Below are 16,365 nucleotides of genomic sequence, written 5' to 3' on the forward strand. Positions count from 1 at the left end.
AACGAAAAATGAGAAGAGCATTTATCAGTCCGACGAAATATGTACAAGGTGAGAATGAATTATTGAACTTAGGTTACTTCGTAAAAACATTTGGTGATTCTGCTTTGTTAATTGCCCATCCAGATGATGTAACACGTGTGAAAGACAAACTGGAGTCAACTAAACAGAAATTTAATATAACTCTTGTTGAAAGTGGCTTCCACGGGGAATGCTCAAGACAAGAAGTCGCCAGATTACAAGCGCTAGCCAAAGAACATCAATGTGCATGTACGATTGGCTTGGGTGGAGGTAAGGCGATTGATACGGCAAAATGTGTAGCTGAAGGAGAAGCGCTGATTATCGTTCCAACGATAGCAGCAACTGATGCTCCGACAAGCCACTCAGCGGTGCTCTATACTCCGGAAGGTGAATTCGATGATTATGCTTATTTCAAGCAAAGCCCGAGTGTAGTCATGATTGATACAACAGTTATTGCCAATGCACCTACAAGATTTCTTGTGGCAGGTATGGGAGATGCACTTTCAACCTATTTTGAAGCAAGAGCTACTGCAAATTCTTACTCCAATGTGAATGCAGGTCTACCTTGCGGAGTTCGTGAAGGGGTTTGCGGTGAAGCTAAAGGAACAGTAACAGCGTTGGGACTTGCGAAGCTCTGCTATGAGACATTGCTTGAGAATGGATTCAAGGCGAAGCAAGCTTGCGATCTGAATATCGTAACCCCAGCTTTGGAGAATATAATTGAGACGAATATTCTTTTATCGGGTCTTGGGTTTGAAAGTGGTGGTTTGGCAGCGATTCATGCGATTCATAATGGGTTAACTGCTTTGGAAGGAACTCATCATTATTATCATGGTGAAAAGGTTGCCTTCAGCACGATTGCTCAATTGGTTCTTGAAAATGCAGACCGGACTGAATTAAAAGAAGTGTTGGACTTCTGTCTTTCGATTGGCCTCCCAGTATGCTTAGCGGATATTGGTGTTGAGCATGTAACCTATGAGGAACTGCTTGAGGTTGCTAAAAAAGCTTGCATTGCTGAGGAATCTATCCATTCGATGCCGTTCCCAATTACGGAGGATGCGGTTGCATCAGCAATTATGGCAGCCGATCAATTAGGCCGTCAATATAAATCAATTAAGGAGCTTTAAGATGAAAAAAATAATAAACAAGCCGGAGACTCTGGTTAGGGAAATGTGTAACGGGCTTGTCTTGGCGCATCCCGAGCTGGATTTCGATCCTAAATTCAAAGTGATTTCTAAGAAAGAGATCAATCAAGATAAAGTTACCCTGATCAGTGGTGGCGGAAGCGGGCATGAGCCGGCTCATGCCGGGTTTGTAGGAACCGGGATGCTGGATGCAGCTGTATGCGGTGATGTGTTTGCTTCTCCATCCCAAATTCAGGTTTATCAAGCGATTCGCCGCACAGCAAGCACCAAAGGTTCGCTGCTTATTATCAAGAATTATAGCGGTGACATCATGAACTTTAAAAATGCGGCCCATCTAGCAACTGAAGACGGTATCGAAGTGGATTATGTCAAAGTAGACGACGACATTGCCGTTGAAGACAGCCTTTATACAGTCGGAAGAAGAGGCGTAGCCGGAACAGTGCTTGTTCATAAGGTAGCCGGAGCAGCAGCAGAAGCTGGATTATCCTTAGCGGAGGTGAAAGAAGCGGCGCAACATGCAATTGATCATGTGCGCAGCATAGGCTTCGCCTATACCTCTTGTACCGTGCCTGCCAAAGGTACTCCGACATTTCATATTGAAGAGAACGAAATGGAATATGGGGTTGGCATCCATGGAGAACCCGGAATACGCAGGGAGAAAATTGTACCCGCAGATGAATTAGCACAGCGAATGGTTACTTCTTTGTTAGACAACTTCCAAATGAATGATCAGAAGCAGGGGGAAGTAGCCGTATTAATTAATGGTTTTGGCGGCACCCCGCTGCAAGAGTTATATTTGCTGAACAATTCTGTTATCCGCGAATTAACCGCTAAGAACAAACAAGTGTTTAAAGTGTTTGTTGGTAACTACATGACCAGCATTGACATGGCAGGTGCATCGGTGACGATAATGAAGCTGGATGAGACACTGAAAAAATGGTTATCTGCGCCTTGTGATACACCAGCCTTGTCGATTAAAGGCCCTTTTGAGCCTGTGAAATATACTGAAGTAATCCAAGAAGAGAAAGCAGACAGCAATGTATCCTTTAAGAATAATACGGATGCTGCTTCAGCGGTGATTAAGAACAATCGGTTTACTTTGCAAAATATCGTCTATCTGCTCGATCAAATGAGCCAGGTTATTATCGAGAATGAAGTTCCGTTCTGTGAGCTTGACTCCCACGCTGGAGACGGCGATTTCGGGATGAGTGTAGCTAAGGGCTTTAAACAGCTGAAAGTCGAGTGGGAAGATATTTTAGCTCATCATCTCACTAATATCGGTGAGTTCCTTGACGCCTGCTCCATGGTCATTATGGAATATTGCGGCGGAGCATCCGGACCGATCTGGGGATCAGGCTTCCGCGCAGCGAGTAAAAATGTTCAGCAGAAGGAAGAGCTGACCATTCAGGAGTTTGCTGATATGATGCAGGCTGTTGTCAAAGGGATTCAAGATACGGGTGAAAGATCTTTTGGCAGAGGGGCTGTCGTCGGAGACAAGACATTGATTGATGCGCTTGTACCGTTCGCAGATGCCTGGACCCAAAGTGCAGAACAAGGCGACGATATCAAAGTGGCGGCAAATAAAGCAGCGGAAGCAGCTGTCAAAGGTTCTAAAAATACTATAGAAATCGTTGCCCGTATGGGAAGAGCCGGTACAGTAGGGAAACGCAGCATCGGTTATCCAGATGCGGGTGCTCATGCGCTGGGGGTTATTTTCACAGAGCTGGAAAAAGCAATGAAATAAACAAGGTTAACTGGCGTATCACCTAAAAATTTAAAAAAACGTACTGCATTAGCTGCAGTACGTTTTTAATTTAAATCATAAATTCAACGATGTATTGTTGGCAAATGAGTTCATATCCCAGCGATTGATATAGAGAAATGGCTCCTACATTCTCCTCAAAAACATTCAAATATACGTTAGCTGAAATGGCATGTCCTTGGCGTGTTAGCTCTGCACAGACTTTTTTACCATAACCATTTCTTCTCCAGGCCACATCTGTTCCGATATTTCCTAGTTCAACGTAATCCTCACTATATATATGGTATCCTCCTACAGCAATCAGCTCGTCTTGTGCCATCACACCATAGAACGGATTCTGTAATTCTTCTTTTGAAAAAGCCATGGTTTGCAGCTCGTTCATCTTTGCTTCAATTCGCTGGAAATGAGCAGGTCCTAAGTGCATAACATGCTTGTCCGCTGTTGGTAGAACATCTTCATGAATATGTTTCATAAGAAGCAATTTTTTGGGAGGGCTGTAGAACTCAAGCTGAGAAGCAAAGACCTGCAGCTCTTGTTCGTTAATAATAAAGCTACCTACCGCATGGTTATGTAGATGTAATTCATCTTTCATGAACGCCAACATTGAGCTGAGACAAAAGGATTGCTGAACTGGATATACAGAAAAAGCATTAAACGGAAGGCCACTTAAAAAGGCTAATACTCCAAGCAACTCGCCCTGGTCAGAATACTGACCGTAATGCACTGTGTTTTGTCTGCGAAAAGTAAGGTATGAATAATATAAAAAATGCTGTTCCTTATTAATCGAGCTTAATATAAAATCTAACTCTGCTGCTGTTAATTTTCTATACATATACGACCTGCCTCCATTAACAATTGCTGTTGCTATTTCCTCTTGCCGAATTTGCACAACCTTTTCTAATATATCATAAATCAGAACTTTAATTGCTTTATTGCTGGGTTGAGTCAAGTATGATACTATTGTCCCCTTAGAAACATAAAATGAGATATGAAGGTTTTCTTGAAAGGATGATATATATTAAGGCAATCTTAGTTCGGTACTTCGGAAATCCGCAAGATCGAACCGCCATGTTCAACGCTGTTTCCTTAGTCATCGATGCTTTTATTGGTATAGGCAAGTTAATTCTTGGGTTATATCTATTGTCCGGATGGTTCATCACAAATGCACTTTATTATCTGATCCTTTGTATAGCCAAAGGACAGGTGCTTCATAAATATACATTAGCTAAAAAAGTCAGTTCAGCACAGCAAAGGTATTCCATGGAGCTTTATGTTTATAAGCGTGGCGGTGTTTTTCTTTGTCTTCTAGGGGTTTCATATCTGTTGGTCTGCCTGCGGATTTATCTAGTCGGAGACGCTTTGGTTTATGAAGGTTACATTGTATATCTGGTAGCACTGATCGCTTTTACAAAACTTGGTTTTGCCATTCATGGAAATATTGTTAACCGTCATCTCAAAAATCCCATTATATCAACATTAAAAATGATTAGCTTTACTGATGCCTTAGTCTCCATTGTTGTCACTCAAATGGCTGTGCTTACAATGAAAGGCTCACCTCAGGCATTAAACGCCAGCGCGTTGTTTGGCATGGGATGTAGTGTTTTATTTTGTCTGGGGGGGATCTGGATGATGCTCCGTAAGACAAAGGCTCCAATGAAGGAAGTAGAATTAATTAAAAATTAGATGATATCATAACTTCCCCTTATCCCTTAGGATGAGGGGTTATTTGTATTTTATATGCAACCTAACTCAGCGATCTCTTTATAAGGCTGACACAAGAAGTGCTACCGCTTTACTGAGGAGGCGGAGATAAGAGATCCTTAAAAACTGTACATTGCAGGTTATCTAATATCTCGCATATAATGATCTAAATGATAATTGTTATCATTTAATAGAAGAGAAAAGGTGATCTGCTCATGATAAAACATAATATTGGGATTACGGAGTGCAGCTTACCTGCTGAGTGTATAACAGAATGACAAGTTCATCTATTCATAACATCTATAACGGGTATTTCGATGCTTTGTTTGAGGCTCCGTCTATGAGGGGCACTACAGAGAGGAAACATTTTGCACAATCCAGTACCCAAGGATACGTCGATAGAGTGATCACACCCTCCGGGATCGAAATTGTTGATAGTGATTACCGTTTTGCTGATGATCGCCTAGTTCGGGTTCAATCCGAAGCGGCGATGATTGAGTTAAGCTTTTGTCTGCAGGGAAGCGGGGAAGTTCATGTAACAGATACCAGCCATGAGTTAATGCCCGATAGTTGTTCATTGCAGTTCATGCAGGATTTCCAAGCGGAATTTCACTATCGCAGTGCTGAACCTATCCGTTTATTGTCCATAGGTGTACCGGTTACACTATTCGATTCATGGATGGCGGATCAAGGCTCTTCACATGCTCGCAGCTTATCCGGGCTGTTAGATTCACGTGCTTTTCGAATGTTCCGTATGCCTATTCTTCCAGAAACCACCCGATTATTGGTTCAATTGAGAGACTGTCCATATCATACCTCCATGCGCCGGTTGTACGTAGAGGGGAAGGCATTAGAACTCCTTTCTGTATATTTTGACGCTTTTCTTTTTGAGCAGAAACATACTAAACGTAGTTTGCATTTATCACGTAGTGACCGAGAAAACATTCGGAAAGCCAGGGATATCATCCTTGACCACATGGCAAACCCACCATCGCTAATCGAATTGTCCAAGCTGGCAGGCATTAACGAATACAAATTAAAAGTTGGATTTAAGGAAGAGTACGGAACAACTGTATTTGCATATTTACGGAACAAACGTTTAGAAAAAGCATGGGAAATCATAAGTACCGGGGAAATTAGTGTCAGCCAAACGGCGACGATGGTAGGTTACAACAACTTTAGTCATTTTGCCGAAGCTTTTCGGAAGCAGTATGGAATTAATCCTTCAGAAGTAATTAAAAAACGATAAAAATTAAATAAATATCCGCCAAACCGTTATTCAATCCCTCTGCCGGTAGTTCTATCCTATTAGCAGAGTGTATGATCGGACTTGCTAGAAGTGAGAATGATTATCAATAGATTGGAGAGGGTTGGAAAAAATGTTCAGTTTAAAACGAATCTCTTTTGTCGGAATCGCCTTAATCATGATGGTGATTCTGTACGGGTGTGGGAATTCAGGTCAGGAGGCTAAGGTAGAAAATTCTCAACCTGCGGTAAATTCAGAACCCGTCGCTACTAATTCGACCGAAACACGTACCCTCAAGGATGCTAAAGGAGATGTTGTAATACCGGTGAATCCGGTTAGAATTGCCGATGTATCCGGCTCAACGGAAGAACTTCTGGTGCTTGGATATAAACCTGTTATTACTGGGAATACGGATATGGCTAATTCATTAGAAATCACTCCTATTCTCAAAAAAGAACTGCCTGATGTAACTCCCGCTGGATGGTTTCAGACGGAAGTCAACTTAGAAGCGATCATTGCAGCAAGCCCTGATTTGATACTGGCAGGACCTACCCAAGAAAAAATCTATGATCAACTAAATATGATTGCTCCAACAGTGAGGGTGCCTTATGGCTTTAACGCTTTTAGAGAGCGATTTGCATTTGTTGCGGAGGTACTTGATAAGAAAGCGGAAATGGAAACGTGGTTGAAGGTCTATGATCAACGTGCTCTACTACTACATGATCAAATCACTGAGATAACCAAGGAAGAGACGTTTGCGGTAATCGAAGCTACAGAGAAAGAAATACGCATCTATTCCCGCACAGGTATTGCGGATATGATTTTTAATGATCTAGGATTACCCCTCGCGCCAGGTACACCGGAGCCAGATCCATGGGGAGGGAAAGTGACAAGTCTAGAAGCACTGTCTACCTTTAATCCAGACCATATCATTTTATTATCCGATAATGACCAGAATGTTCTTGACCAAAGCAAGGTCTGGAGTAATCTGAAAGCTGCAAAATCGAATAATATATATCGCATGACAAGCAGACAAAATTATAATGAGGCTTTCTTTGCTTTAGGAAAAGAAGCATTGTTGGAGCAAATAGCCGAACAAATCAAGGAACATATCAAACAGTAAAGGATAATTTAATCTTTTCTCGAATATTCTCTGAGTTGCAATGATTATTATTTGAAGGGATGATTAAATTGAAGCAAGGGATATTAGTTTTTCTAAATGGAACTTCAAGTTCCGGAAAGACCTCCATATCGACTGAACTGATAAAACAGAAAGAGATTCCTTTTTATCATTTATCAATTGATGATTTTTTTAATAATTACAATGATTTTATTAATAATAAATTTCCAGATGAACCTCCAAGAGAAATAGATCATCAAGTCGTTTCCCAAATATTAGATGATTCCATATTCTCAGTGTACCGCTCGACAATTAAATTGTTAATAGAAATGGGTTTTAATGTAATAGTAGATACCGTAATCGACAATGATAAGAGGTTTAATGTGTTTCTTGATCAATTTTTCGATCAGCCTACGTTATTTATAGGTGTAATATGCTCGAAAGAAGAACTCATAAGAAGAGAGCAAACAAGAGGAGATAGAAAGATTGGACTAGCAGCTTCACAGTTTAGCAAAGTATATTGCTTTGATGAATATGACCTCGAAGTAAATACGGAAGAGATGAATTCAATAGAATGTGCCGCAAAGATATTAAGTTTTATTAAGTCCAATAAGGAATACTCGGTATTTAAGAAATTAAGTAAAAGAAATGTTAGTGTTTCCTAGATGGCGTATCCAGATAACACCATATTCAAGCGGGTCAAAAAAGAGAGGATCCTTTATAATAATGAGAATTATTCTCAATATTATAAAACTTGAACGGAGAGCGGTAGCAATGACTGGAATAGATTATCATCACAATTTCAATCTTTTTTTCGATGGGCTTGAGCTGCCGCGGCAGAATAGAGATCGTACAGAGCACATGGCACTACATTCGCAAAGGGGAGAAGGGTTCGTTCGTCGATTCGTCCCACGCTTTGATATCAATGTGGTGGTATCCGATTTTACCTTTCGCCAGGATTACAGCATGCCTTTGGTAACCAAAACAGCAATGGTTGAACTTAATTATTGTTTACAAGGGAAAAGAGAAGTCTCTGTAGATGGTGTCCAGTATGAGTTTGTTCCGGGAAGCTGTACGCTACAACTCATGAATGAAGTTGGCTCTCAATTTGAGTTTCAGGGGAATGAATATTATCTTATGTTAGGCATAGGTATTCCTGTTTCGACTTTTCATCACTTCATGGAAGAAGGCGGGGGTGGGAGATCCGCTGATTTTGACCGCATTCTTGGCCAAGCGTCTTTTCGTGTATTCCAGGAAACGATGCAGCCGTCTACTGCTATCGTGCTTGAACGAATGCTGGCAGCGCTTCAAAACCGCAGCACCAAAAATCTGGAGATCGAATGTAGTACATTAGAGCTTTTGTCGTTGGGCTTTCAATCGATTCTAACAGAGGGTACTTCTGGGACAACAAAGCTGTCGAAAAGCGACATGACAAAAATTAGTGAAGCCCGGGACATCATGTTGCAACGGATGATAGATCCGCCAAGCCTGTTGGAGCTCTCCCGATTGATTGGAATGAATGATAACAAATTAAAATCAGGCTTTAAAGAAATGTTCGGAACAACTGTATTTGGCTATTTGCGGGATATAAGGTTGGAGAAGGCTCTACACCTATTGCAGCAAGGTAATTTGAACGTTAATGAGACATCCTGTGCTGTAGGTTATTCCAACTCAAGTCACTTCTCAGAGGTGTTTCGGGAGAAATACGGGATCAATCCCGGCAAGCTTGTGAAACAGTTTGCTTCTTCTGTACTGTTGACTTCAAAACACGAATCGAACCTTTAAAGAATACGGAGATGACAGTTGCAAATAACCCACCAGTCACGACTGGTGGGTTATTACATTTACATATGAAGAGGAACGCAAAATCCCTCAGAATTTATTCTATCTCTCGACTACTGTTTCTCCTTCAATTAACACAGGTTGATAATAAGTATTGTTGGGAAGATCCTTTTTTCCTTGTAATTTTTTAATGACCCAATCCGCTGCATCACGGCCCATAGTTTCTTGGGGATGTGTTAAAGTGGTCAGTTTGATGTTTGCATTTTGGGCAATATAGGAGTTGTCCTGGCCAATAATTGATAATTCCTCTGGTATAGAAATGTCTAGCTGTCTGCAAGCATTGACCACTTCCAGACCAACCTCGTCGTTGTAGCAGACAATCGCAGAGAGGGTATCTCTATTTTTATTTAGGAAATCCTTCAAGTTCGTAGCTAAGGTTTGTTTGGTCTCGGTGTTGAACGAAAATATTTGCTCTGGATAAAACCGCAATTTAGCTTCTTCGAGGGCTTTGATATAACCCTTCATTCGATATTTGCCTTGTAAATCATCCATTTTTGCGATAAGTCCAATTTGAGAGTGGCCTTTGGAGATCAATTCTTTTGTTGCCAGATAACTGGACTGCACATCGTCAAGACAAAGGAAGGGGAGCTCTATTTCCTCATAAAAAGCATTAATCATAATGAGTGGAATATCTTGCTCCTTAAACGACAGATAATACGCAATATTGGGATTATACAGATTACTTTTCGTAGGTTCAATAATTAAACCATCTACGCCGTAGGACAACATCATTTCGAGAGCTTTTTTTTCTTGCGCAACATCGTTATTGGTACTAGCCAATAGTAGTGAATAGTTATCCTCATTCATTCGGCTTTCAATCCCCCGGATAATAGAAGGGAAGATATAGTCAGAGATATAGGTCGTAATTACACCGATCGTCTTCTTATGGGAACTCCCGCCGGTCTTTGTGCGATATTGGTTGCTGACATAAGTGCCAGAACCTTTTTCGCTGCGGAGGAATCCTTCGTTGGATAGCTCTAAAATGGCTTTTCTGACAGTCTGTCTGCTAACCTCGTACAAGGACTGCAAGGCAGACTCCGTAGGAATTTGTTCGCCTACATTGTAATCTCCTGAAAGGATCTTGCTTTTTATATCCTCTATAATCACTTGATACTTTGGTTTCATGTAATTCCTCTTTCCATACTTGTTCGCTTTATAATTCGTACATTTCGTTAAGTTGTATGTACAAATTATAGCATGACTACGAATTAAATATAAAGGGGCTCTTTTTTTATGAAAAAATGTAAATATTTCGTACCCATAGATCATCATAAACAAACTAAGTAGGGCGCGAAATTATTATCATCGCCATATTTGTATGTATATATAACTATTTTATTGACAAATGTACGTACAAAAATTTATACTAAAGCTGTCAATTAAGAAAGCGAATTCTTTTATATTAAAAAAGCGCTGTCAGAGAGGTGACCAACGTGATATCGAATCGATTAAGCATCGGAGAAGCAATCAATAAGGGAGAAACTTCGCTAGGGATTGAATTTGGATCCACGCGTATTAAAGCAGTACTTATTGATCATAGTTTTCAAACGATCGCTTCTGGAAGTTATGAATGGGAAAATCAATTGAAAGACGGCTTTTGGACGTACAGCCTAGAAGATATTATCAAAGGTCTACAAGATGCTTATCGTGAGATGAAGCAAGAAGTTCAACAAAATTACGGAATCACCCTCCAAACCGTTGGTTCAATCGGGTTTTCTGCAATGATGCATGGATATATGGCTTTTGACGAACAGGATCAATTGCTCGTTCCGTTCCGGACTTGGCGTAATGCAACAACGGGGAAGGCAGCCAAAGAACTGACCGATGTATTTAAATTCAATATCCCTGAACGATGGAGTATTGCTCATCTTTATCAGGCGATCTTAAACAAAGAAGAACATGTGCCGCAGATTCGGTTTGTTACGACGTTAGCAGGATACATTCATTGGTTATTGACCGGCAACAAAGCACTTGGTGTTGGGGATGCTTCAGGTATGTTCCCGATTGATGAATCCATAGGAAATTATAATGAATCTATGATACAACAGTTTGATGAGCTTATTGCTGGCAAAGGTTATTCGCTGAAGACCAGCGACCTTCTTCCTAAGGTGTATGTTGCCGGCGAGCAAGCAGGTCTATTAACCGAAGCAGGAGCCAAAATTCTGGATCCATCATTGCAATTACAAGCTGGGATTCCGCTTAGTCCTCCAGAAGGGGATGCAGGAACCGGTATGGTTGCTACCAATAGTGTAAGAAAACGTACCGGGAATGTCTCCGTAGGAACCTCTGTTTTTGCCATGATCGTATTGGAAAAAGAGCTTTCCAAGGTTTATCCGGAAATCGATATGGTGACTACGCCAGACGGAAGTCCAGTAGGTATGGTTCATGCTAATAACTGTTCAAGTGACCTTAATGCCTGGCTCGGATTATTCCGTGAATTCTATGAAGCGATGGGACAAAAAGCCGAAGCTGACAAATTGTACAGCGTACTGCTGAATAAAGCTTTGGAAGCAGACCCAGATGCCGGTGGATTGCTCAGTTACGGTTATTTCTCGGGTGAGAACATTACGGGGTTAGAAGAAGGTCGTCCGTTATTTGTACGTTCGCCTGAGAGCAAATTTAATCTGGCTAACTTTATGCGTACACATTTGTTCAGCGCCTTTGGTGCTTTGAAAATTGGAATGGACATTTTGACGAAAGAAGAGAATGTAGCCATAGATAGTATTTTAGGACACGGCGGTATATTTAAGACTCCGGTTGTTGGCCAAAGAATGATGGCAGCTTCACTGAATGTTCCTGTTTCCGTAATGTCGACAGCTGGAGAAGGCGGCGCATGGGGAATGGCTATTCTTGCCTCCTACATGATGAACAAAAATCAGGAAGAAAGCTTGGAAGACTTCCTCGATCAAAAAGTGTTCAAAGATGTAAAGGGAGAAGAAATTCATCCCGATGCAACCGACATTAAAGGTTTTGAAACCTTTATCGAACGTTATAAAAAAGGTCTGGCGATTGAGCAAACCGCTGTTGATAATTTAGTCTGAAAATGGAGGGACCAAGATGTTAGAACAACTTAAAGAAGAGGTTTTTCAAGCCAATCTGGAATTGCCGAAACATGGACTAATCAAGTATACATGGGGAAATGTGAGTGCAATTGATCGCGAAAGTGGATTATTCGTAATCAAACCTAGTGGTGTAGATTATGAAACAATGAAAGCCAGCGATATGGTAGTTGTTGATCTGGATGGCAATGTAGTTGAAGGGGAGATGAGACCTTCCTCCGATACACCTACTCACGCAGTACTTTATAAACATTACTCCGAAATTGGCGGAATTGTGCATACACATTCCACTTGGGCGACTATCTGGGCACAAGCAGGACTTGACGTTCCTGTAATGGGAACTACGCACGCTGATACATTCTATGGCTCCATTCCTTGTGCGCGTTTCTTGACGCAAGAGGAAATTGATCGGGGTTACGAAGCGGAAACAGGTAATGTAATCATCGAAACCTTTGAACAACGCGGGATAGATATTATGGCGGTTCCCGGTGTTTTGCTTAAAGGCCATGGACCCTTTACTTGGGGGAAAAATGCAAAATCCGCTGTAATGAACAGCGTAGTGTTGGATGAAGTATCAAAAATGAATTTATTTGCTAGAGAGTTGAACCATTTTGCGGAAGAATTGCCACAACGTATTCTAGATAAACATTACTTGCGCAAACATGGGAAAGACGCTTATTACGGTCAAAAATAATCAAACTACAAATTGATGAAAAGAGGATGAATATGTCAACAGCAGTAGCAAAAGAATTTTGGTTTGTCGTAGGTTCGCAACATCTTTATGGGGAAGAAGCATTGGCTGAAGTTAAAGCGCACGCACAAACGATGACAGATGCTTTGAATAAAAGCGGAGTTTTGCCTTACCCACTAGTATTGCAGGATTTGGCTGTCAGCGCAGATAAAATCACCAACATTATGAAAGAAGTTAACTACCGTGACGAAGTTGCAGGTGTCATCACTTGGATGCATACTTTCTCACCTGCAAAAATGTGGATCCGCGGAACAAAAATGCTGCAAAAACCTTTGCTTCATCTAGCTACGCAATATAATGAAAGTATTCCATGGGCAACAATTGATATGGACTTCATGAACTTGAACCAAGCAGCTCATGGTGACCGTGAATATGGTTTTATTAACGCCCGTTTGAACAAACAAAACAAAGTGGTTGTAGGCTATTGGGAACGCCCTGAAGTTCAAAAGCAAATTGCAGAATGGATGGACGTAGCCGTTGCTTATAACGAAAGCTTCAATATCAAAGTTGCTCGTTTTGGTGACAACATGCGTAACGTTGGTGTAACTGAAGGAGATAAAGTTGAAGCCCAAATTCAATTTGGCTGGACGGTTGACTACTTTGGTATTGGTGACCTGGTTCAAGTCATTAATGAAGTTAAAGAAGAAGAAATCGATGGTTTGTTTGCTGAATATGCAGAGCTGTATGAATTCGACTATGGCACTAACAGCAAAGAAGCTTGGGAAGCTAGCGTAAGAGTTCAAGCAAGCTATGAAATTGCTATCAAACGTTTCCTTGATCAAGGTGGCTACAATGCCTTCACCTCAAACTTTGAAGATTTACATGGAATGAAACAACTTCCAGGACTTGCTGTTCAACGTTTGATGGCACAAGGATATGGTTTTGCTGGAGAAGGAGACTGGAAGACTGCAGCTCTCGACCGCTTGCTTAAAGTGATGAGCCATAACCAATCGACTGGCTTTATGGAAGATTACACTTATGAATTGACAGTTGGACAAGAATCTATTCTTCAATCCCATATGCTTGAAGTAGATCCAACTTTGGCAAGCAACAAACCAAAAATCATCGTGTCTCCACTAGGTATTGGTGGTAAAGACGATCCAGCCCGTTTAGTATTTGACGGCAAAGCAGGAGACGGTGTAGTGGTTTCCATGGCTGACTTCGGTACGCATTACAAACTTTTGATCAATGAAGTGACTGCTTTTGAACCAACTGTTCCAGCCCCAAACCTTCCAGTAGCTCGTGTGCTTTGGAATGTTAAACCAAACTTCCAAGACGGAGTTAAAGCTTGGATCGAAAATGGTGGCGGTCACCACACCGTTGTTTCATTAACTCTTACAACAGACCAAATTATTGCTTACGCAAAACTTGTTAACTTGGAATATGTAGTTATTAAATAATAGCAAAGCTTTATTACGATCAATAGGACTCCATTCCTCGGCTTTTTGAGGAATGGAGTCCTATTGTTTTGTTCGATTTACTTCAATAAATGCGATAGTTTCCACTTAGGGCCAGTAAACTAAAGAAGTACAGACAGTTATCATAATAACGACGTTGTCCAGTTCGCAAAGGTGTATCCCAAAACAAACGGACAAAATGCTCTGCCTCCGGGCCATCAGAAGCAAGCGAAGCCATAGCGTTGGTCGCCAAAAGGCCTACCGGATGCAGCGCCGGTTCGTCGAATGCCTGTCCCTCAATGGTATACCTCCGGTAATTGGAAACTTCGATATTCCTAAAAAAAGCTTGAATCCGGTTACATTGATCGACCTGCCAGCTGTCCTTTTGGAACCATGCCCAGTCCAGACCGATATTAGCCGCAACCCGGTAAGCATCACTGAAAAAATGACTGAAATCACCATGAGGCTGGGGTTCTGCCGGGGTGCCGTTAAAATTAGCATATTCGGGAGCGAGACCAGTTATAGGATTACATGTAGTGTGTAGATATGAGCGGCTGGCTTCCGCCGCTTCTCGCCAAAACATGTGGTCACCTGCATCAGCCCACAAAGCGAACAAATCATAGAAATGGGGGAGATGGTAAGATGGATCACTGAAGGTGGATTCCGGTACGAATTTAATCAGTTTCGTTTCCGCGTCCCACATTGAGTCACCAGCGCCTGTTTCAGTTTTATGTACACAAGCACGCAATATTATTCGAGCCTGCTCGGAATAATTATAAGGTGCCGGACCGTTCCCCCAACGTTTTGAGGCAAAAAACAAAGCCATGGCGAAAAACTCTTCCCCGTCCGGTGCGGGTCCTTGAGAAATTCTTGTACCGTCAGGCTTGCAGTGCCAGGCAAAGTAATCGGCATAACGGCCTTCTTTGTGCTGCATAAACGTCTTAGAGAAGTTCCATAAACGATCAAACTCATCTTTTTTATTCATTTGAACAGCCATCATCATCCCGTAGGACATTCCTTCAGACCTAACATCCAGATTACCTGTATCCAGAATATAGCTTTTATCCTCGTCCAGCGGATAGTAGATTCGTACGTTCGGATCTCCGTAAAACAAATCACTCCAAGTTTCTTCGAGTTTAGCGTTGATTTCATCTTCAGAAAAGCCGAGCTCCTTAAATAAATTGCGATATTTCCCCGTATAAAAAGCACCTTGTTGTGTTATTGGCATGATATTTCCCCTCCTATGGACTACAGCATGCACTCCATTTCAATAAAAACTAAGGATGGATGGTTTGAATGGTGCCATCATCGTTGTATTTCAGCTCCGTATATTTTACAGAACGCTTGTTGTCAGCACCACCAGATAAAGAACTATCATGATAAAATAAATACCATTTCTCTTTAAACTGAACAATAGAATGGTGTGTTGTCCAGCCCAGGACGGGTGTAAGTATTTTTCCTTGATATACAAAAGGCCCAAGCGGATCTTTACTGATAGCGTATACAATATTATGGGTAGTACCCGTGGAATAAGAAAGATAATAATAACCGTTATATTTATGAACCCATGGACCTTCAAAATATCTTCTCTCTTCATCTCCAGCAAGTATCGGATTTCCGTTCGTATCGACGATGGATATTTCTCTAGGCGCACCTTCAAAGCTCAGCATGTCCTCGCTCAGCTCCGCTACGATAGGTCCTAGAGCAGGTGCCGTTTCAGCCGGTCCCTCTGCATCCGCAACAAATGAGCCGGTTTGCCATTTTTCAAGTTGACCGCCCCAAAGACCCCCAAAGTATATATATGATTTGCCATTATCATCAACGAAAACAGCGGGATCAATGCTATAACTGCCGGGAATGTAGTTCGGTTCAGGTGTAAAGGGTCCGGAAGGTGACGCTGAGGTTGCAACCCCAATTCGGAAAATATCGTCATGGTCTCGGGCTGGGAAAAACAAATAGTAGGTATTGTTTTTGTATGCTGCATCCGGAGCCCACATTTGCTGTTTAGCCCATGGGACATCCTTCACATGAAGCACTTCACCGTGGTCGATACAAGGGGAGCCATCTCCATCAATAGACAGAACATGGTAATCCTCCATATTATATTGGTCACCGTTGTCATTAGAGATCATATCGTGATCCAGGTCATGAGAGGGATAAATATAAATCTTGCCTTCAAATACATGAGCAGAAGGGTCCGCAGTATAAATATGAGTTACGAGAGGTTCATTGGGTTGCACTGGCTTTGTCAAGTCATTTCCTCCTATAAAGTTAATCGCTTACAAAGTTAATGGTATAAGAACTTTAGGACTCTGTATATATAG

At 41.5% G+C, this 16,365-nt stretch carries 14 protein-coding genes; 10 read left to right on the plus strand and 4 right to left on the minus strand.

The genetic code is table 11. From position 1 onward, the window contains the following. Window positions 1-8 precede the first annotated feature (8 nt). Window positions 9-1,145, plus strand: coding sequence for a glycerol dehydrogenase (locus tag MHI51_RS15210; protein ID WP_076217597.1), 1,137 nt, complete (start codon window positions 9-11; stop codon window positions 1,143-1,145). Between the two features lies 1 nt (window position 1,146). Then, window positions 1,147-2,907 (plus strand): dihydroxyacetone kinase subunit DhaK, encoded by a 1,761-nt coding sequence (gene dhaK / locus MHI51_RS15215; protein ID WP_405174020.1) that lies wholly within the window; start codon window positions 1,147-1,149, stop codon window positions 2,905-2,907. 70 nt (window positions 2,908-2,977) lie between these two features. On the opposite strand, the gene MHI51_RS15220 is transcribed toward dhaK, so the two are convergent. Further along, on the minus strand, window positions 2,978-3,757 hold the full coding sequence (locus MHI51_RS15220) for a GNAT family N-acetyltransferase (RefSeq protein WP_076303799.1): 780 nt from the start codon (window positions 3,755-3,757) through the stop codon (window positions 2,978-2,980). A gap of 149 nt (window positions 3,758-3,906) precedes the next feature. On the opposite strand from MHI51_RS15220, the gene MHI51_RS15225 reads away from it, so the two are divergent. The 5 genes from MHI51_RS15225 to MHI51_RS15245 all read left to right on the plus strand — a co-directional run bounded on the left by MHI51_RS15225 (window position 3,907) and on the right by MHI51_RS15245 (window position 8,777). Beyond that, window positions 3,907-4,608, plus strand: coding sequence for a hypothetical protein (locus MHI51_RS15225; RefSeq protein WP_405174021.1), 702 nt, complete (start codon window positions 3,907-3,909; stop codon window positions 4,606-4,608). 292 nt (window positions 4,609-4,900) lie between these two features. Then, on the plus strand, window positions 4,901-5,875 hold the full coding sequence (locus MHI51_RS15230) for an AraC family transcriptional regulator (protein WP_076125617.1): 975 nt from the start codon (window positions 4,901-4,903) through the stop codon (window positions 5,873-5,875). Between the two features lie 130 nt (window positions 5,876-6,005). Continuing rightward, entirely contained in the window at window positions 6,006-6,995 is a 990-nt protein-coding gene (locus MHI51_RS15235; protein ID WP_342410846.1) for an ABC transporter substrate-binding protein, read from the plus strand. A 68-nt stretch (window positions 6,996-7,063) separates the two neighbouring features. Continuing rightward, window positions 7,064-7,657, plus strand: coding sequence for a chloramphenicol phosphotransferase CPT family protein (locus tag MHI51_RS15240; protein WP_076125614.1), 594 nt, complete (start codon window positions 7,064-7,066; stop codon window positions 7,655-7,657). A 109-nt stretch (window positions 7,658-7,766) separates the two neighbouring features. Next, on the plus strand, window positions 7,767-8,777 hold the full coding sequence (locus tag MHI51_RS15245; protein WP_405174022.1) for a helix-turn-helix transcriptional regulator: 1,011 nt from the start codon (window positions 7,767-7,769) through the stop codon (window positions 8,775-8,777). 99 nt (window positions 8,778-8,876) lie between these two features. On the opposite strand, the gene MHI51_RS15250 is transcribed toward MHI51_RS15245, so the two are convergent. Further along, entirely contained in the window at window positions 8,877-9,959 is a 1,083-nt protein-coding gene (locus MHI51_RS15250) for a GntR family transcriptional regulator (RefSeq protein WP_076125610.1), read from the minus strand. A gap of 308 nt (window positions 9,960-10,267) precedes the next feature. On the opposite strand from MHI51_RS15250, the gene MHI51_RS15255 reads away from it, so the two are divergent. The 3 genes from MHI51_RS15255 to araA are packed head-to-tail and all read left to right on the plus strand — an operon-like array spanning window position 10,268 to window position 14,044. Next, entirely contained in the window at window positions 10,268-11,875 is a 1,608-nt protein-coding gene (locus MHI51_RS15255) for a xylulokinase (RefSeq protein ID WP_405174023.1), read from the plus strand. Between the two features lie 16 nt (window positions 11,876-11,891). Continuing rightward, window positions 11,892-12,587, plus strand: coding sequence for an L-ribulose-5-phosphate 4-epimerase (locus tag MHI51_RS15260; RefSeq protein ID WP_036677359.1), 696 nt, complete (start codon window positions 11,892-11,894; stop codon window positions 12,585-12,587). Between the two features lie 32 nt (window positions 12,588-12,619). Then, window positions 12,620-14,044: an L-arabinose isomerase gene (gene araA, locus MHI51_RS15265; RefSeq protein WP_038571054.1), complete on the plus strand. Its 1,425-nt coding sequence runs from the start codon at window positions 12,620-12,622 to the stop codon at window positions 14,042-14,044. A gap of 82 nt (window positions 14,045-14,126) precedes the next feature. Here the strand turns inward: araA and MHI51_RS15270 are convergent, their stop codons facing one another. Next, complete coding sequence (locus MHI51_RS15270) at window positions 14,127-15,269, minus strand: glycosyl hydrolase family 8 (RefSeq protein WP_076190363.1); 1,143 nt, start codon at window positions 15,267-15,269, stop codon at window positions 14,127-14,129. A 49-nt stretch (window positions 15,270-15,318) separates the two neighbouring features. Then, window positions 15,319-16,293, minus strand: coding sequence for a glycoside hydrolase family 43 protein (locus tag MHI51_RS15275; protein WP_405174024.1), 975 nt, complete (start codon window positions 16,291-16,293; stop codon window positions 15,319-15,321). Between the last annotated feature and the right edge of the window lie 72 nt (window positions 16,294-16,365).

Source organism: Paenibacillus sp. FSL H8-0260, assembly GCF_045040625.1.
Taxonomy (GTDB): Bacteria; Bacillota; Bacilli; order Paenibacillales; family Paenibacillaceae; genus Paenibacillus_AQ; species Paenibacillus_AQ odorifer.

Bases quoted from the DNA above. Each gene is read 5' to 3' on its own strand.
- MHI51_RS15210 (WP_076217597.1), top strand. From the start codon at position 9: ATGAGAAGAGCATTTATCAGTCCGACGAAATATGTACAAGGTGAGAAT.
- dhaK (WP_405174020.1), top strand. From the start codon at position 1,147: ATGAAAAAAATAATAAACAAGCCGGAGACTCTGGTTAGGGAAATGTGT.
- MHI51_RS15220 (WP_076303799.1), bottom strand. From the start codon at position 3,757: ATGTATAGAAAATTAACAGCAGCAGAGTTAGATTTTATATTAAGCTCG.
- MHI51_RS15225 (WP_405174021.1), top strand. From the start codon at position 3,907: ATGAGATATGAAGGTTTTCTTGAAAGGATGATATATATTAAGGCAATC.
- MHI51_RS15230 (WP_076125617.1), top strand. From the start codon at position 4,901: ATGACAAGTTCATCTATTCATAACATCTATAACGGGTATTTCGATGCT.
- MHI51_RS15235 (WP_342410846.1), top strand. From the start codon at position 6,006: ATGTTCAGTTTAAAACGAATCTCTTTTGTCGGAATCGCCTTAATCATG.
- MHI51_RS15245 (WP_405174022.1), top strand. From the start codon at position 7,767: ATGACTGGAATAGATTATCATCACAATTTCAATCTTTTTTTCGATGGG.
- MHI51_RS15250 (WP_076125610.1), bottom strand. From the start codon at position 9,959: ATGAAACCAAAGTATCAAGTGATTATAGAGGATATAAAAAGCAAGATC.
- MHI51_RS15260 (WP_036677359.1), top strand. From the start codon at position 11,892: ATGTTAGAACAACTTAAAGAAGAGGTTTTTCAAGCCAATCTGGAATTG.
- araA (WP_038571054.1), top strand. From the start codon at position 12,620: ATGTCAACAGCAGTAGCAAAAGAATTTTGGTTTGTCGTAGGTTCGCAA.
- MHI51_RS15270 (WP_076190363.1), bottom strand. From the start codon at position 15,269: ATGCCAATAACACAACAAGGTGCTTTTTATACGGGGAAATATCGCAAT.